This is a genomic window from Acinetobacter sp. PK01 (genome assembly GCF_022819285.1).
GTDB lineage: Bacteria > Pseudomonadota > Gammaproteobacteria > Pseudomonadales > Moraxellaceae > Acinetobacter > Acinetobacter tandoii.
In genome coordinates this window covers 1,675,556-1,690,965 of record NZ_CP094643.1, presented here as the reverse complement: position 1 = coordinate 1,690,965, position 15,410 = coordinate 1,675,556, and the positions used below count along the sequence as shown (strand labels likewise).

At 36.7% G+C, this 15,410-nt stretch carries 14 protein-coding genes and 1 tRNA gene; 6 read left to right on the top strand and 9 right to left on the bottom strand.

Translation table 11 applies throughout. The annotated features are described in order from the left end of the window. Positions 1-57 precede the first annotated feature (57 nt). Positions 58-528: an Lrp/AsnC family transcriptional regulator gene (locus MP622_RS08085; protein WP_116762633.1), complete on the top strand. Its 471-nt coding sequence runs from the start codon at positions 58-60 to the stop codon at positions 526-528. 107 nt (positions 529-635) lie between these two features. On the opposite strand, the gene MP622_RS08080 is transcribed toward MP622_RS08085, so the two are convergent. From MP622_RS08080 to MP622_RS08060, 5 genes are all read right to left on the bottom strand, one after another. Beyond that, positions 636-1,385, bottom strand: a complete 750-nt coding sequence (locus MP622_RS08080) for a YebC/PmpR family DNA-binding transcriptional regulator (RefSeq protein WP_016167535.1) — start codon at positions 1,383-1,385, stop codon at positions 636-638. A 116-nt stretch (positions 1,386-1,501) separates the two neighbouring features. Further along, entirely contained in the window at positions 1,502-2,062 is a 561-nt protein-coding gene (locus tag MP622_RS08075) for a 1-acyl-sn-glycerol-3-phosphate acyltransferase (RefSeq protein ID WP_044739488.1), read from the bottom strand. Positions 2,063-2,671: 609 nt separating this feature from the next. Next, positions 2,672-4,090, bottom strand: coding sequence for an FAD-dependent oxidoreductase (locus tag MP622_RS08070; protein ID WP_171284943.1), 1,419 nt, complete (start codon positions 4,088-4,090; stop codon positions 2,672-2,674). A gap of 33 nt (positions 4,091-4,123) precedes the next feature. After that, a complete protein-coding gene (locus tag MP622_RS08065) occupies positions 4,124-5,449 on the bottom strand; it encodes an APC family permease (protein WP_016167538.1) in 1,326 nt (441 codons plus the stop codon). Positions 5,450-5,657: 208 nt separating this feature from the next. Then, on the bottom strand, positions 5,658-7,154 hold the full coding sequence (locus tag MP622_RS08060) for an APC family permease (RefSeq protein WP_151504063.1): 1,497 nt from the start codon (positions 7,152-7,154) through the stop codon (positions 5,658-5,660). Positions 7,155-7,830: 676 nt separating this feature from the next. Between MP622_RS08060 and MP622_RS08055 the strand changes: the two genes are divergently transcribed. The 3 genes from MP622_RS08055 (at position 7,831) to MP622_RS08045 (ending at position 10,608) form a co-directional block, all read left to right on the top strand. Next, entirely contained in the window at positions 7,831-9,267 is a 1,437-nt protein-coding gene (locus MP622_RS08055) for a gamma-aminobutyraldehyde dehydrogenase (RefSeq protein ID WP_243793488.1), read from the top strand. Between the two features lie 62 nt (positions 9,268-9,329). Then, positions 9,330-9,806 carry an ester cyclase gene (locus MP622_RS08050; RefSeq protein WP_044739491.1) on the top strand — a complete coding sequence of 159 codons (477 nt, stop codon included), beginning with the start codon at positions 9,330-9,332 and terminating at the stop codon, positions 9,804-9,806. Positions 9,807-10,152: 346 nt separating this feature from the next. Further along, positions 10,153-10,608, top strand: a complete 456-nt coding sequence (locus tag MP622_RS08045) for a DUF2147 domain-containing protein (RefSeq protein WP_016167542.1) — start codon at positions 10,153-10,155, stop codon at positions 10,606-10,608. A 239-nt stretch (positions 10,609-10,847) separates the two neighbouring features. Here the strand turns inward: MP622_RS08045 and MP622_RS08040 are convergent, their stop codons facing one another. After that, positions 10,848-12,074, bottom strand: coding sequence for a site-specific integrase (locus tag MP622_RS08040; RefSeq protein ID WP_243793357.1), 1,227 nt, complete (start codon positions 12,072-12,074; stop codon positions 10,848-10,850). Positions 12,075-12,234: 160 nt separating this feature from the next. On the opposite strand from MP622_RS08040, the gene MP622_RS08035 reads away from it, so the two are divergent. Further along, positions 12,235-12,311, top strand: a tRNA-Ile gene (locus MP622_RS08035). 383 nt (positions 12,312-12,694) lie between these two features. Here MP622_RS08035 and MP622_RS08030 read toward each other — a convergent pair. After that, positions 12,695-12,985, bottom strand: a complete 291-nt coding sequence (locus MP622_RS08030) for a hypothetical protein (RefSeq protein WP_044739493.1) — start codon at positions 12,983-12,985, stop codon at positions 12,695-12,697. Positions 12,986-13,281: 296 nt separating this feature from the next. On the opposite strand from MP622_RS08030, the gene MP622_RS08025 reads away from it, so the two are divergent. Then, positions 13,282-13,479 (top strand): hypothetical protein, encoded by a 198-nt coding sequence (locus tag MP622_RS08025; RefSeq protein WP_016167557.1) that lies wholly within the window; start codon positions 13,282-13,284, stop codon positions 13,477-13,479. 102 nt (positions 13,480-13,581) lie between these two features. Here the strand turns inward: MP622_RS08025 and MP622_RS08020 are convergent, their stop codons facing one another. Together MP622_RS08020 and MP622_RS08015 are read right to left on the bottom strand one after the other, a co-directional pair. Continuing rightward, positions 13,582-14,067: a hypothetical protein gene (locus MP622_RS08020; RefSeq protein ID WP_104440795.1), complete on the bottom strand. Its 486-nt coding sequence runs from the start codon at positions 14,065-14,067 to the stop codon at positions 13,582-13,584. Between the two features lie 65 nt (positions 14,068-14,132). After that, positions 14,133-15,407, bottom strand: a complete 1,275-nt coding sequence (locus MP622_RS08015) for an MFS transporter (protein WP_151504029.1) — start codon at positions 15,405-15,407, stop codon at positions 14,133-14,135. Positions 15,408-15,410 lie beyond the last annotated feature (3 nt).

Sequence of the window (15,410 nt, the reverse complement as noted above, 5' to 3'; positions counted from 1 at the left end):
AAATAATTCTTCCATGTGTTCTTATCTGTATTTTATTATTTTATCTTGGAGCCAGTGATGGAATTAGACCGCTTTGACAAACAGATTCTGGAAATATTAACCCATGAAGATGTGAATCTGAATGAACTGTCAGAGCGAATTAATCTTTCGGTCAGCTCAGTTCATCGCCGTATTAAACATTTGATTGATACCAATGTCATGACCAATGTACGTCGAGACATCAATTATCAAAAACTGGGTTTTAGCTTACATGTATTACTGCAAGTTTCTTTAAGTAAGCACGATTCCGATACCTTTTCCAAATTTTTAGAAGAATTGGAAAGTATTCCAGAAGTGATTAATGCTTTTCTAGTCACAGGGCAGTCCGCAGATTTTATTGTGGAAGTGATTGCACGTGATATGGAAAATTACAGTCAAATTCTTCTCAATCGAATTGGTAAAATTGAGCACGTTGTTGCTTTACATTCGAGCTTCGTCATTAAGGAATACAATGTATTTAACTGTCGTGGTTTATTGAATAAGGTTTAAACTTTCAAAATTTTTAATGTCATTTTAATCGCTGATATAAGCAATACCATGTGTATTCATCAATAAAAAAACGCGCTTATCAGCGCGTTTTTTTATTTCTTGAAAGATTACTCATCTAGCTGAGCTAAAACTTCTTCTGTAAATTCAACGTTCGTATAAACGTTTTGCACGTCATCTAAGTCTTCAAACATATCAATCATTTTCACGATTTTTTTCGCTTGATCGATATCAGAAATCAATGCTTTAGTTGAAGGGTTCATCACGACTTCAGCATTGTCAGATTTTAAGCCAGCAGCAGTCAAAGCATCCTGTACATCACCAAACGATTCAGGTGTAGTAATGACTAGGATTTCATCTTCAGTCACTTCAATATCTTCCGCACCTGCTTCTAAAGCGACATCCATAATTTTATCTTCTAAAGAAACATCTTCAAAAGTAATTTCGCCACGTTTAGTAAACAAGAATGCCACTGAACCATTGGTACCTAAGTTGCCATCGGTTTTAGAAAAACAGTGACGAACATCTGGCACAGTACGGTTTAAGTTGTCAGTCATTGTTTCTACAATTACAGCAACACCACCTACGCCATAACCTTCGTAAGTGACCTCTTTTAAATCAGCATTTTCTTCACCACCAACACCACGCTGGATTGCACGGTTGATAGTATCACGTGTCATATTTGCGACTAATGCTTTCTCAACGACAGCACGTAAACGTGGGTTAGATGCAACATCACCACCGCCTAAACGGGCAGCTGTAACGATTTCACGAATGAATTTTGTGAATACTTTAGCGCGGCTCGCATCTTGTTTTGCTTTACGATGCTTAGTATTAGCCCACTTGGAATGACCCGCCATGCGAAATATGCTCCTTGTAGATTGGCTTTATGCCAAATCAAATTGAGCAGATTCTACCATAAGCCCTTTTTTCAGAGAAAGGGCTTAAGTTTGAGTTTTTAAACAATTGAACGGTGCTATTTGGGTTCAGGAATAATAATTTCCAATCCCACATTTTCTTTATAGAGTTTTTGCATTAAAGCAAGGTCATGGTGCAATTCTGTAGGGTAAATTTTACCAAAAATACCGCCTTGTTTGGTTTGTGAATTGGCATACATCAATACAATAGGCACATTGGCAGCTTTAGCAATATGCCAAAAGCCTGTGCGGATAGGTTTGCGCGCTTCACCATTTTTTGCTCGCGTTGCCTCAGGTGCAATGACCAAATTAAATTTTTCATGAGAAGCAAAAAGGTCGACCATTTGTCCCACAATGTCTTGGTTCGATTTGCGGTCGACAGGGATGCCACCAATCGCTTCTAACAAGGGTTTTAAAGGGCCTTTAAACAATTCTTTTTTGATAAGTGTATGAATTTTAATATCGTAAATTTGGAATAAGGCAAGAGATAAAACAGCATCCATCATTGATGTGTGCTCAAAACCTACAATTACTTGTTTGTTTTCGAGGGTATTCGGTTCTACGTGATATTGCCAGCCCGCAAGTTTAAATGCGGATTCGCCAATCATTTTTTTTAACATAGCGGATCTTAATGTTATGGGGTTAATCAAGCCTGCTAATGTCTGCCTATTTCAAAATAAGGTCAATGGCTGGAATGATGTAATTGCGCATATAAAATACAAATGTATATTTGAACTTTTTCTGTTTTGTAATGGTGTTGTGCTTATGCAAATAAATTAGCTTATTTATTGATTTTACTTATCAACTCATTGAAAAAAAGTCTTAATTTATTGGAAAAATCACTATTCATTACATTTAAACCATATTAGACTTTTGTCGTAGATGAAATGGGACTTCACTAGATATCTTTCGTTTTACCAAAGCAAGTTTAGGATTGAACAAGATGATGTATTTTTCCGCTTTTCTGTTGGTATTTTTCTTTTTTTTATTGGTTGTCATTTGGTCTTCAATTGAATTTTATTTAGATTATCGAAAAAAGAAATCGGTTAAACCTTAAGGCTATAATTAAAAAATGTCTATTTAAATTTTTGAGTCTTATCGTTTTGATAAGTTTCGTTTAGGGTAATTAAGTAAATTAATAGATGAGCTTTTTACAGAAGAGCATGATGTGCAACTCTTTAAATCAAAAGGCTGCACATAGGCAGCCTTTGAACTGATCTTAAAATGAATTAGAAAGACACCATTTTCCCTGGATTAATCATGGCTCCAATGCCATACATACTTTTGGCAATTGGAATCACAATCGGTGCTAAGGTACGACCCATTGGAATATTGATGTGCTGAATTTTGGTCAGCATTTCAAAGTCATCCGATTGACCACAGAAATCGTCGGCAATGGCTTTACCAATACGTACTGTTTGCGCCACTCCATGACCACTCCAACCGTGAACTGCATAAATTGGAAATTTATTGCCAGACTTACGGCTATCGGTTGCACCATTCACGGTTAAGTCCGTTTTTCCACTCCAAACAAAGTCAATCTCAACCTGCTTTAATTGAGGGAATACATGTTTAATACGTCCCAATAAATAGTCATGAGTTTGCTGTGCATCCCAACAAGAACCTGTGCCTTCACCCCCAAATAATAAACGGTTTTGAGATACACCACGGTAATAATCGATCTGGAACTGCGTGTCATAAACAGGCATATCAGTTGGTAACAATTCTTTTAAATCAAGTTCCAACGGTGCTGTGGTACATACGTAGGTATAAAAAGGAATAGTGGTTTGTTTACGTTCTTCCAATAGTGTAAACGACGCATGATGCACCGCCATCACCACACTTTTACGTGCTTTAATCACGCCATTCGCTGTCGTAACATAAATACCATCTGCACGTTCTTGAATAGACTGCACTTCAGTTTGCTCATAAATTTTGCCACCATTTTGACAAAAACCATAAGCCAAACCACGGGTCAATGCTAGGGGGTGAATATGACCACCGAGATGATCCAACAAGCCACCAAAATAATTTTCAGAACGAATATGCGTATGCAATTCATCCTGACTAAGCATGGACGTATTTTTTTCTTCTAAATATTCACGTGCTTGCATACCTTCACGTAAAGCATCTAAATGTCCTGAATGAACCGCAGCCGTGATATGACCGCGTTTGCGTTGCAAACTCAGGTCATATTTTTCACTAATGTTGTCAATTAATGACATCGCTTCTGTAGAGGTAAAGTGCCACAATTTTTTTGCATCTGCAAAACTGAAGTGCTCTGCCATGGTCTCGGCCTCCCAGCGTGCCAAGCCAGGAGTGAGTTGTCCACCATTACGCCCAGAAGCGGCACTACCAATGCGGTTTTTTTCAACCAGTACCGTATCTACACCTTGTTCTGCCAAATGCAGTGCGGTCGAGGTTCCTAATAGTCCACCTCCTATCACAAGCACATCACACTCGATATTTGCATTCAGTACATTAAAAGTATGCCAATCTTGCAATGAACTTTCATAGTAGTTGGCAGGATGTTCGAACTGACCGCGTGAAGCTGCAATCCAGTTCCATTCTTTACCAGTTTGTTGATATTGGCTGGCTTTAAATGTGACATCGTTGAGTAAAATGGGTTTAGTCACTTCGATAGACATATGGAACTCTCTTTTTAAATTTGGTAAATAAGCTTAAGCATTGCTCAGGACGATACTTTGTTTGCGAACTTTCTTATACACAAACAACACGATACCCACAGTTAGCCAGCCGAGACCAAAATGTAGTGCACTGGACTCAAGATTGAGCCACATTGCAACGAGGGATAGTACTGATAACGCGGGTAAAAAAAGATTTAAGAAGAATGATTTAAAGCCTGAACGTTGTTTTTCATGTATATAAAACTTCATAAATACAGAGAAGTTCACAGCCGTAAATGCAATTAAGGCACCAAAACTGATTAAATTCAGAACAGTAGATAAATCTAAAAACATCGCTGTCATAGAAACCATACCGATCGTGAGCACAGAATATAAAGGAGTACCTAATTTATGGTTCACAGAACCAAAAATGCCTTTATGGAAAATACCATCGCGACCCATGATATGAATTAAGCGTGCTGCACTAGCATGAGAAGCTAATCCAGAGGCAACAGTATTCATGATTTGTCCAACCAAAAATAATGCTTGGAATAAGGCACCGCCTACATATAAAGCAATTTCTGGTAAAGCCGCTTCTGGGTCTTTAAAACGGGCGTTATCAGGGAAGTAAAGCTGAATAAACCATGATGCCGAAATGAAGATAAATCCGCCCAATAATGTGGTCAACATGACAGCGCGAGGAATGGTTTTTTTGGGATCTTTAGTTTCATGAGATAGTGTTGTTACAGCATCAAAACCTAAAAATGAGAAACACAGAATAGATGCACCTGTAATTAATGGCACAATACTGGTATCACCATTAAATAATGGTTTTAAAGTTAGTACATGCTCATAGCCATTAGAACCAATGCCACTAATCACCAGATATATAAAAACGACAAGTAAGATTAATGGTACGAATACAAAAAGGAGGGAAAGGTTTGCAAGGATATGAATTCTAAAACAATTTACTAAAGTGACCAATCCTGCCGCAACAAATACCCATGCCGCATAAGGTATTGCTGGCATTAAGGCATGTAGATAAATTCCAGCCAATAAGGCATTAATCAAAGGCAGCAGAATGTAGTCTAATAATGAACACCATCCAACAAAGAAACCTGCTGAATTTCCACAACTTTCAGCGGTGTAGGTATAGGCAGAACCAGGGCGCTCAGTTTGCTGGCTTAATCGGGCATAACTGAATGCTGTGAGTAACATAGCGAAGAGGGCAAACAAGTAGGCGAGAGGAACTCGACCATTGGTAATGTCCGACACAATCCCAAAAGTGTCAAAAACAGTCATTGGGGTCATATAAGCAATACCCACAATAATGACTTGCGCTAATGTGAGTTTGCGAATGTTAATACTGCGATTGTCCATGTATTAAAACCTGTAAATCGTTTTAAATCATTTGGAAAAGTCATCCATGACTTAAAAAGCTGTAAATAAGGTATAAATGTCTATAGAGCGCAGTATTCAAAGAACTCATTTCTTTAGCTACCACGCTCTGAACATGTGTTTTCAACACGCTATAAAGGCAAGTTTTACGGTTGAATGATGGATTTACCTTGCTTCTTATGAAGAAGAATTAAGCTGCATTACGTTTTTGGCGTAGTTCAGCCGCATGTGCAATAGCATCATTTTCAGGTGCTTGTGATTTGCCATAAGGTTTTGCAATAAACATGTAGAGCAAACCACTGACAATTACGAAACCTAAACCAATCAGTACAATCCAACGGTCAAAGAAAGAAGGGACATCGGCAGGTTGAGCAAGTAGATAAATTGCAACTACACCATAAGCCAGAGCCAGAGCATTGATTGGCAAGCCCCAAGCACCGACACTCCACTCGCCCGCAGGTTTCCAGCCTTTTAAGCGGTTTTTCAGCGCAGCAAATACAACCATTTGGAAAGAAACATAAATACCGATGACAGCAAAGGCAGTGATTCGCGCCAAGTTATCGGGTGAGAAATACACCACAACACAGAAAATTAAAGGCAATAAGCAGCTTAGAATCATTGCGTTATCAGGTACATTTTGCTTCGATAATTTTGCAATCCATTTATTACCAGGCAGCATTTGGTCGCGTGCGAACGAGAACAAAAGACGGCTTAATGCAGCTTGTAAAGACAAGATACAAGAGAGCATCGCAATAATGGCAATCACAATAAACAGATTTGCGCCATGCGTACCTAATGCATCACGTAAAATAAATGGAATAGGATCAGTCACTTGACCATTTACAATCGCTTGTAAGTTTGGTGATGCAAGTAAATAGCCCAATACCGAAACCATTGCAGAGATACAACCGAATACAATACTCAAAATCATTGCCACTGGAATTTGGCGGCTTGGATTTTTGACTTCTTCAGCGACGTTACCGCAGGCTTCAAAACCAAAGAACATGAATAAGCCAAGTAGCGAAGCAGAGAAGAAAGCTGTGGTGTATGAACCATCTTGTGCAAGAACGCCCATAGTGTCAAATACAATAGAGAACGGTTGAGCACGATGGAAAATCAATAAGTAGATCCCCAACGCGATTACACTCACTATTTCACACCAGAAACCAATTCGAGCAACACGTGCAAGGTTTTTGGTGCCAGACATATTTACAACCATACATAAGATTAACAATACGATGGTCGTGAGTAAGCAATTCATTGCTGTTGGTTCATATTGGAATAATGAGGCAACAAATCCTGCACTATATTCAGCAATAGAAGTCACAGTTACGACCAATGCCCAAAGGTAAACCCATGCAGCCATCCATGCATATTTTCTCCCCCATAGGCGTCTAGCCCAAGGATAAAGTCCACCTGTAATAGGGTATTGTGAAGCTGTTTCACCAAATACGATTGCAACTAATAATTGACCAAAAGCAGCAATCATAATCCACCAAATTGATGGAGGGCCAGCAAGTGTAATCGCGAGGGCAAAGAGTGAGTAAACAGCAGTTAAAGGCGATAAATAGGTAAAACCAAGTGAGAAATTAGAGATCAATCCAATTGATCGTTCGAATTGTGAATTTTGGACAGACGAAGAACTCGTTTCTTGTCCTACATTTTCACCTATAGGAAGGTCATTCATGCAATTTCCTTATTTAGCAATAAAGTTCAATACCTAAGTATTAAAATTTTCCCAATCCTGTTTTGGGAGCGTGGAATATTTTGGGTATAAAAGGTTTTCAATTTGAATCTAGAAAATTTAATCCTTTGATGAAGATCAATAAAATTTCCTGATTTTAAATGAAATCCATTTTCTATGATTTGAGGTCTAATATCATTTATTCCCTGATATTAAAGGTTCAAATCACTATACATCTACGTAGTCTAATTTGTCTTTTTTTATAATTACAAACGAGAGCCAATTTATTAATTGGAGCAGGAGCCAATTTTTTTTAAAATAATTTTTTTGCCGTATTATTATGTTGTTTTTTATATAATGTTTGTTGATTGTTTTATTTTATTTTTTTAATTAAACTTAAATAAATCAATATATTGAAGTAAATTTACATTATGTAAAAATGTAAAGTTAAAATAAAAATGTAAAGTTAAAATGAAAAAATGTAAGTATATTAATTATAATTTTAGGATAGGTTTGTCTTAGCTTGTGTTTAAAATATTCTTGACAAAAAAAATCATAAATAATAAATAAGCAGTTGTGGTGAATAGATAGATATTTTATTTAAATTGCTGAATAAGGAAATTGCATGACAGACCTACATATTGGTGAAAATTTAGGACAGGCGAATGGATTTGTTCAAATGCACGTTAAACAATTAAAGCATTTTATTAACGGTGAATTTGTTCAAACAACAGGGGTTGAATTCTTTGATTTAATTAGCCCTGTGAACGGTCAGATTTATGCACAATCGCCAAATGCGACACAGCAAGATGTAGATTATGCCTACGATTGCGCAAAAGCTGCATTTAAAGTTTGGAGACGTTCAACACCTTCAATGCGTCAAAAGGCATTATTGGACTTTGCGGATGCATTAGAAAAAAATGCAGAACAACTGGTAGAGACGCAAAGTATAGAAACAGGTCAGCTTAAACACATGATCGCCGCAGAAGAAATAAAAACATCTGTTGATCATATCCGTTTTTTTGCGGGTGCGGCTCGTTGCTTAGAAGGGAAGGCAACTGCTGAGTATTTAGATGGTTTTACTTCAAGTATCCGTCGTGAACCTATTGGTGTGGTAGGCCAAGTTGCACCATGGAACTACCCATTATTAATGGCAGTTTGGAAAATTGCGCCTGCTTTAGCTGCTGGTAATACCGTTGTATTAAAGCCAAGTGACACCACCCCAAATAGTACTTTACAACTTGCTGAAATTGCAGCTCCGTTTTTCCCTAAAGGTGCCATTAACGTCATTTTAGGTTTGGCAGATGCAGGTTCAAAAGTTGTTTCACATCCAGTACCTGCAATGGTTTCAATTACAGGTTCAGTGCGTGCAGGACTTCAAGTTGCTGCCTCTGCTGCAAGTAATTTAGCAAAAGCGCATTTGGAACTTGGTGGCAAAGCACCTGTACTGGTATTTGAAGATGCTGACTTAGAAAAAGCAACAGATGCAATCAGCGTAGCGGGTTTCTTTAATGCAGGACAAGACTGTACCGAAGCAGCACGAGTTTTAGTCCAAGAAAGTATTTTTGATGAATTTGTGGAAAAAATGGTTGCTAAAACCAAGCAAATTCATTGCGGTTTGCCAGATGACGAAACAGCTTTATTTGGCGCACTTAATAACCAACGTCAGCTTGTACATGTAAAAGGCTTTTTAGATCGCTTACCAGCGCATGCCAAAATTGTCACAGGTGGTAAACAAGTGACTCAGTACTCTGGTTTCTATTTCGAGCCGACCATCATTTGTGGTTTAGAACAGCACGATGAAGCCATTCAAAATGAAATTTTTGGACCAATTGTGACGATTCAAACCTTCAAAGATGAAGCAGACGCATTAGACAAAGCCAATGATGTTGAATTTGGTCTTGCTTCAAGTGTTTGGACCAATGATCACAGCCGTAGTATGCGTTTTAGCCGCGATTTAGATTTTGGTACGGTTTGGGTCAATGCCCATATTCCGCTTACTGCTGAAATGCCACATGGCGGTTTTAAAAAGTCAGGTTATGGCAAAGATTTATCAAGCTACGGCTTTGAAGAATATACCCGTATTAAACATGTGATGAGTGCTTACGAAGATTAATTTTCCGCATGATGCACCTGCAATCATCATTTATTAACATATTTTTTCAGAAGGGAATATACATGAAAAATATTTTACAAGCGCTTATTTTAGTTCCTGCGATGGCTGGTGTCACAGTTGTTCATGCAGCTGTACCACCTAAGCAAATCGTTACATCATATATGCAAGCTTGGAATCAACATGATGCCAACAAAGCAGCCTCTTATTTTGCTAAAGATGGTGTATTTTATGATGCTACGGTAGGCACACCACAAAAAGGGCAAGTGGCAGCACGAGATAATGTCATCAGTGTATTTATTAATGCTGTGCCTAATTTGAAATGGGAAATGACGAGTGCTCCAATTGTGAGTAAAGATGGTATTTCTTTCCAATGGCGCTTTACAGGGAATAACACTGGTGCATGGAGCAAAGATACGCCAGCAACAAATAAGCCAATTAACTTTGAGGGTGTAAGTTTTGTTCGTGTTAAAAACGACAAAATTGTTTATCAAGGTGACTACTACGATGCTGCTACTTTGAATAAACAGCTAGGTTGGTAATTCGTTAGACATAACCCAGACTCTACCGCATATCATTTATGCTCTTATGAATGAGTGAAGTTGAGTTTGGGTTATGTACTTTTCATGGTTATGGAATTTCATCTTTCGGACATGACTCGAAATTTTTGAGTGAGAACAGGGAGTAAAAAACTAATACAGCATTTGCAAGCACTAATTAATTTAGAGCAATTCCTATACGCTATGACAAGCTCAAGCAGATCTATAAAAATTCAAAAAAACGAAGCTGTATACGATTTCAGCAAACTATGCATATGATTTAAAATAATAATTCTATCGAGGATGTGCTTTGCTATAATCCCGAGGCTTTTTAATATATGACAATTTTATGAAATTTAGAATTTTATTTGCTTCGACTTTATTGTTAGGTTCAACTCAATTTTTAGCAGCAATGCCTGTTGATCAACTATTAGGCTCATGGAAGGTAATTGACGATAAATCAGGAAATTACATTACAGAAATTGCAATTCGTAAGAATTCTAAAACTCAACAATATAGTGCAGCCATCACTAAGTCGTATGCATTACCTGGTACGGCAGCCACTGATGTTTGTACGAAGTGTACAGGAGCCTTAAAAAATAAATATTTGTTTGGTTTGGAAATCCTCACTAATATGCAGGCAACGTCAAAAAATAAATTTAATAATGGGGTATGGGTTAACCCACAAAATGGTCTTGTTTATATTATTAATGCGGACCTAAGTAATACTGGTGAACAAATGAAGGTTTTCGGCAAGTCAAAGTCTGATAACACTACGACAATGATGACTTGGAAGAAATTATAAAGCAGTCTCCGAATCTCGCTATAGGAAGTCACTTTTTCATTCGTAAAAAACCATCATTTGATGGTTTTTTACATGAATAGAAGGGCGAAAATCATCAACCGATTGTTTGCTGTCTATTCTGAGGATGTCTCCGAGTTAGAATTATTCGTAACATAGAAACATAATTTCTATATTTTCCATATCAACAGTAACTCGCTTACTATCATTTGGTGCGAAGAAAAGGTAGCTGTATCCTTCGTTCAACTTTTTTTGTAATCACCTAAAATAATATCTTCAATAGTATTCATTGCTTCTCTTAATTTTCTGTCGCTGACTTGAACAAAGTCTCTTGTTCTATCTCGATCATCATTAATGTGATTCAGGAGGCGATCAATTGTGTACTGATCATAGCCCAGGTTTTCTGCAATAGCGCCAAAGGTTCTACGCAAATCATGGAAGCTGAACTCAATGCCACAGGATTTATTAATTTTCTGGCGTACTTTGGAAATATTTACAATATGACCAGAGGTCGATTTGGCAGAAGGGAATACCCATTCATTTGTGGCTTGATCATAACGTTTTGTCATGAGGGTAAATAGAAAGTCACCCATAGGTAAAGTGTATGGTTCACGATATTTTGCATCTATTAAGGTGATTCGACCATACTTTAAGTCGATACTGGACCAAGTTAAAGATTCACATTCTTCACGTCTAAATCCTGTAAGAACTAAGGTAAGTAAAAAATCCCGATTGGTTTCTAGCTGTTGACCACGGTCTTTATATTCAAATACTGCTTTAATCCATTCAGGGAGTTGATCTTGATGAATATAGGTTTTACGGCTGCGAATTTTATTCCAAGCTTTTTTAGCATTCAGTGTATTTATCGGATTATCTTGATCCAAAATAGATTGGTCATTTTCATCTCGATAATGCTCAACTGAGTAATTATAGATAGCTCGGAAAACACGCATCGCCATATTTGCTTGAGCCAAACTTCGTTGTGACAATTCAGAATGTTTTGCTTGAATCATAGATTTGGAGATTTTATCCAGTGTTATGTCATTCCAATCCTTTAGATAGTTATCAACAACCATTGTGTAGTCTTTAATTGTTCTAGGCTTAAGGGTTTTATATAAAAGGTAATGCTCAAATGCTTGTTTTAATGTTGGTTTAATTTTGAGTAAATCTAATTTTAATTTTTCTTCAGCAATAATTTTTCTTTTAACTTCATTTGGATTGATGCCCTGAGCCATCAGCGCAAGTTTATCTCTGGCTATATGACGTGCTTGGGCTAGGGTTAAATTTCCATGTAGACCAATTGTTGAGCGTACAGTCCTACCAAGGACTTTTTTCTCAACAATATAGGTTTTATAGGTATTATTTACCCGAATAGCAAAGCCAATGAGGTCACTGTCTCTGTAGATAGCAGGCATCAGTTCGAGTTGATCAATAAATGTCTTTGTTAGCTTTACTCTTTGAGATGACATCGCTAGAATCGCAATCAATTGCAATATTTAGCAATATAGCACAATATTTTCTAGCGTCTACTATGCGTCTACAAGCAAAAAATACTTGCTCAATAGGGAAATGTTAGATAGTATTGCTGCACAGCCAAACTATTGAATATAATGGTTTTGCAACAATATAGGGCCTATAGCTCAGTCGGTTAGAGCAGCGGACTCATAATCCGTTGGTCCCCAGTTCGAGTCTGGGTGGGCCCACCAAATTCAACCTCGTAACTCATTGAGTTACGAGGTTTTTTAATGACTATTATTTTAGACCAACAGATTTTTCAGTCTATTTTAAGGTCCATCCGTTTGGGAGTCCTTAAGTTTGTGTAAGTGTTTGGCTTTTTTACATTTGATGTTTTGCACTTTTTCTAAAATGAAACAAATGTAGATAGAAGATAGACTATTTGTTTTATTCTTCTAGATTTCACATTGTTAATGTAGCTCACCATTGACTATTAAGACTTTATTAAGATAAGGCCGATTAAAAGTTTTAAATAATTTAGTAGTTCAAGACGCAGCGCATAAAAAAGGAAACCCCCAAAGGAGAGTTTCCTTTTTATTTTCTTATTGTAGGGTTAAATGATAAAAATATTGCATCATAAGAGCCAATTCTCTTTAGAACCATTATCTACGTATTCCCAAAATTGATGCACTCCATTATCGTGAAATTTTAAGGTAAAGGGTTTATCAGTTATCAGTTCAGTTACACAATTTTGATATGAAACAACAACTTTCGCAAAAATTTCATGATCATTATTTTGATAAAAGTTTATTGTTGGGCTTTGGTTTTCTAGGAAATAACAATTCTCTGGCAAAAATACCATTTGCTTTGCTGTATCAATCGCTTCATGACGATCTTTGTCAGAAAAGAATACATCGAAATTCATGAGCTTTGAACCTCTTTTTCTTATCCCTTTCTTCATTGTAGAAGTAAATCTATAAAATGCAAAACAAATCACATTAAATTAATATAATGATACATAAAGCAATTTAATTTATTTATATGTAAAATTAATCATATTTATGGGGTTGTGGTTTTACAAAATTTTTATCAATGAATTTCATCTATTTAATGAGTTTTTATTTATAAAACAGTGATGTATTTATCATAAAATTATCATATGTTGATAAAAATCAACATATATGCTAGAATTTAAGCTAATTTAGGCAGTTCGAGGTTGTTATGATCTTTTTTGACGGAGAACAAGTTTTCCCAGATCGAGCAAATAACTTTAAAACTTTCTTAAAAAAATATCTTAGTGAACAAGATGGCGAATACTTATTAGAAGAAAAATCTTTTGTTTATGATGCTGAAAATGATGAATTTCTAGAATCAGAGATTCAGGCATTTTATTCACTCTGGTCTGCAATTTTAGACTAGTAAAAACCGCCTTAAAGGCGGTTTTTTTGTATGCAATAACACGATGAATCAGAAGTAGGCCGGTAAAATTTTAACAAGGGGAGTTTTTTGTTCGAGTTGTTGTTATAACGCGCCAAATTGCTGCCAAGTCTCCCCGTTATGTAAAGAGTCATAATAATTTTGCAGTTCAACTAAATCATAATATTGACTATAAGCCACGAGCAGTAAGCTGATGACCAGTCCGATTTTAAGACAGGCAAGTCTGTTAGGCTTTCTATATAAATTATCTAGTCCAAAGGCAGTTAAAATTAAAGCAGGAACCAACACAATGGCTTTTAAATGGTTTAGAAAGTCCAGTCCATGTGTATATAGTAGCCCAATAATAAGCAGTACAACTCCTAAACTGGCGTAAATACGGCTGTCCAGAGAAGTGCGTAATGCAAAAATACATTGAAGGGTTAAAATAAAACTGGCAAATAAATAAAAAGTAGTTCCACCAATAATGACCGTATAAATTGCATTGAGTACGCAATACGCCAATATAAGAAAGATGATTAAAAAGTACATGAGCGTATAAAGTCTATGGGTTAATTCGGTTGTTTTTGCCATAAAAATCAATCCTTATCCAAACTCATTACGCTTAAAATAAGCATAGGCATATTCTCTGTAAGCTTCTATTTTTCTGTTGTAAGTATTGTATATTTCTCATGATTTAATGATGTTTTTAGTAAATTTCGGGTAAGAAAGTAACTGATGAAACAGAGGCTTAAACAAAGACTCGCACCAATCAATAAAGCAGGTGTGATGGATAAATATCGGGTTATAATACTGCTTTGTAACCCTCCTAATTGATTTCCAGAAGTCACCAATATGCCATTCAGAGCAGCGACACGTCCTAAAAGTTGTTTCGGTGGAAGCTGTTGTAATAAGTGTTGACGTATAACCATACCAATACAGTCGAAAGCACCGATGAATATTAACAAGATGAACGAAAGCCAGAGTAATTTTGAGAGTGCAAACACCAGTGTCAAAGTTGCTATGCCTGTAGTGATGAGCAACATATTCCGTAAAGCATTTTGCGCAGGAGAAAAATGCAGCAGAATGAATATCATAATACAACTGCCTAGGGCAGGTGCCGCTCTTAATAAGCTTAAACTCTCAGCACCAAGCTGTAGGACGTCTTGAGTAATAATCGGCAGTAATATTACAACGCTGCAAAATAATGCCGCGATGAGGTCAAGTAATAGGCTCCAAAACAACACGCGTTGTTGCAGCATAAAGTACAATGCTTCTTTTAAACTACGATGAAGTTTGGTTTCAAATGTGGTTGGGAAAGTACGTTTTGAAAGGTGAAAAAGGCTTACACTTCCTAAACAGCAAAAGATGAATACCACCATAAGTGTGAACTTGAGTCCAAACTGACTCAGTAAAAGTCCCGCACATAGTGGTGCTGTGATTGCTCCGAACTGCCATATACCACTTGTCCAAGTAGCAGCATTTGCTTGTGCATGAGTTGGAATTAAAAAAGGGCGTAATGAATTGAATGTAGGGCTGTAAATTCCACGTATGACGCCTAAGCAAAAAATTAGAAAATAGATGCCTGTTAATAATAAATTTTGTGTAATTTGTTGTTCTTCATAGCTTTTAAAAAGGACAATAAAGAGTAATGGAACTGCACAACTGCAACAGAAACTGCATTGTAAAATTTTCTGACGATTATAGTGATCGGCCCAATGACCGCTCATAAAAGAAAAACCAATAAATGGAATTAACTCTGCAACAGCAATTAAACCTAAACTTAAAGGGTCTTGGGTAATCTGATAAAGCGCGTAACTAATGGCAATTTCTTGCATAACAAGAGCAAGCACCAGACAGAGTTGATTGATACTGAGTAAGGAAAAATCGCGCAAACGAAATGCAGTAAATGCATCGGAGCGTAAAAGAAACATAAT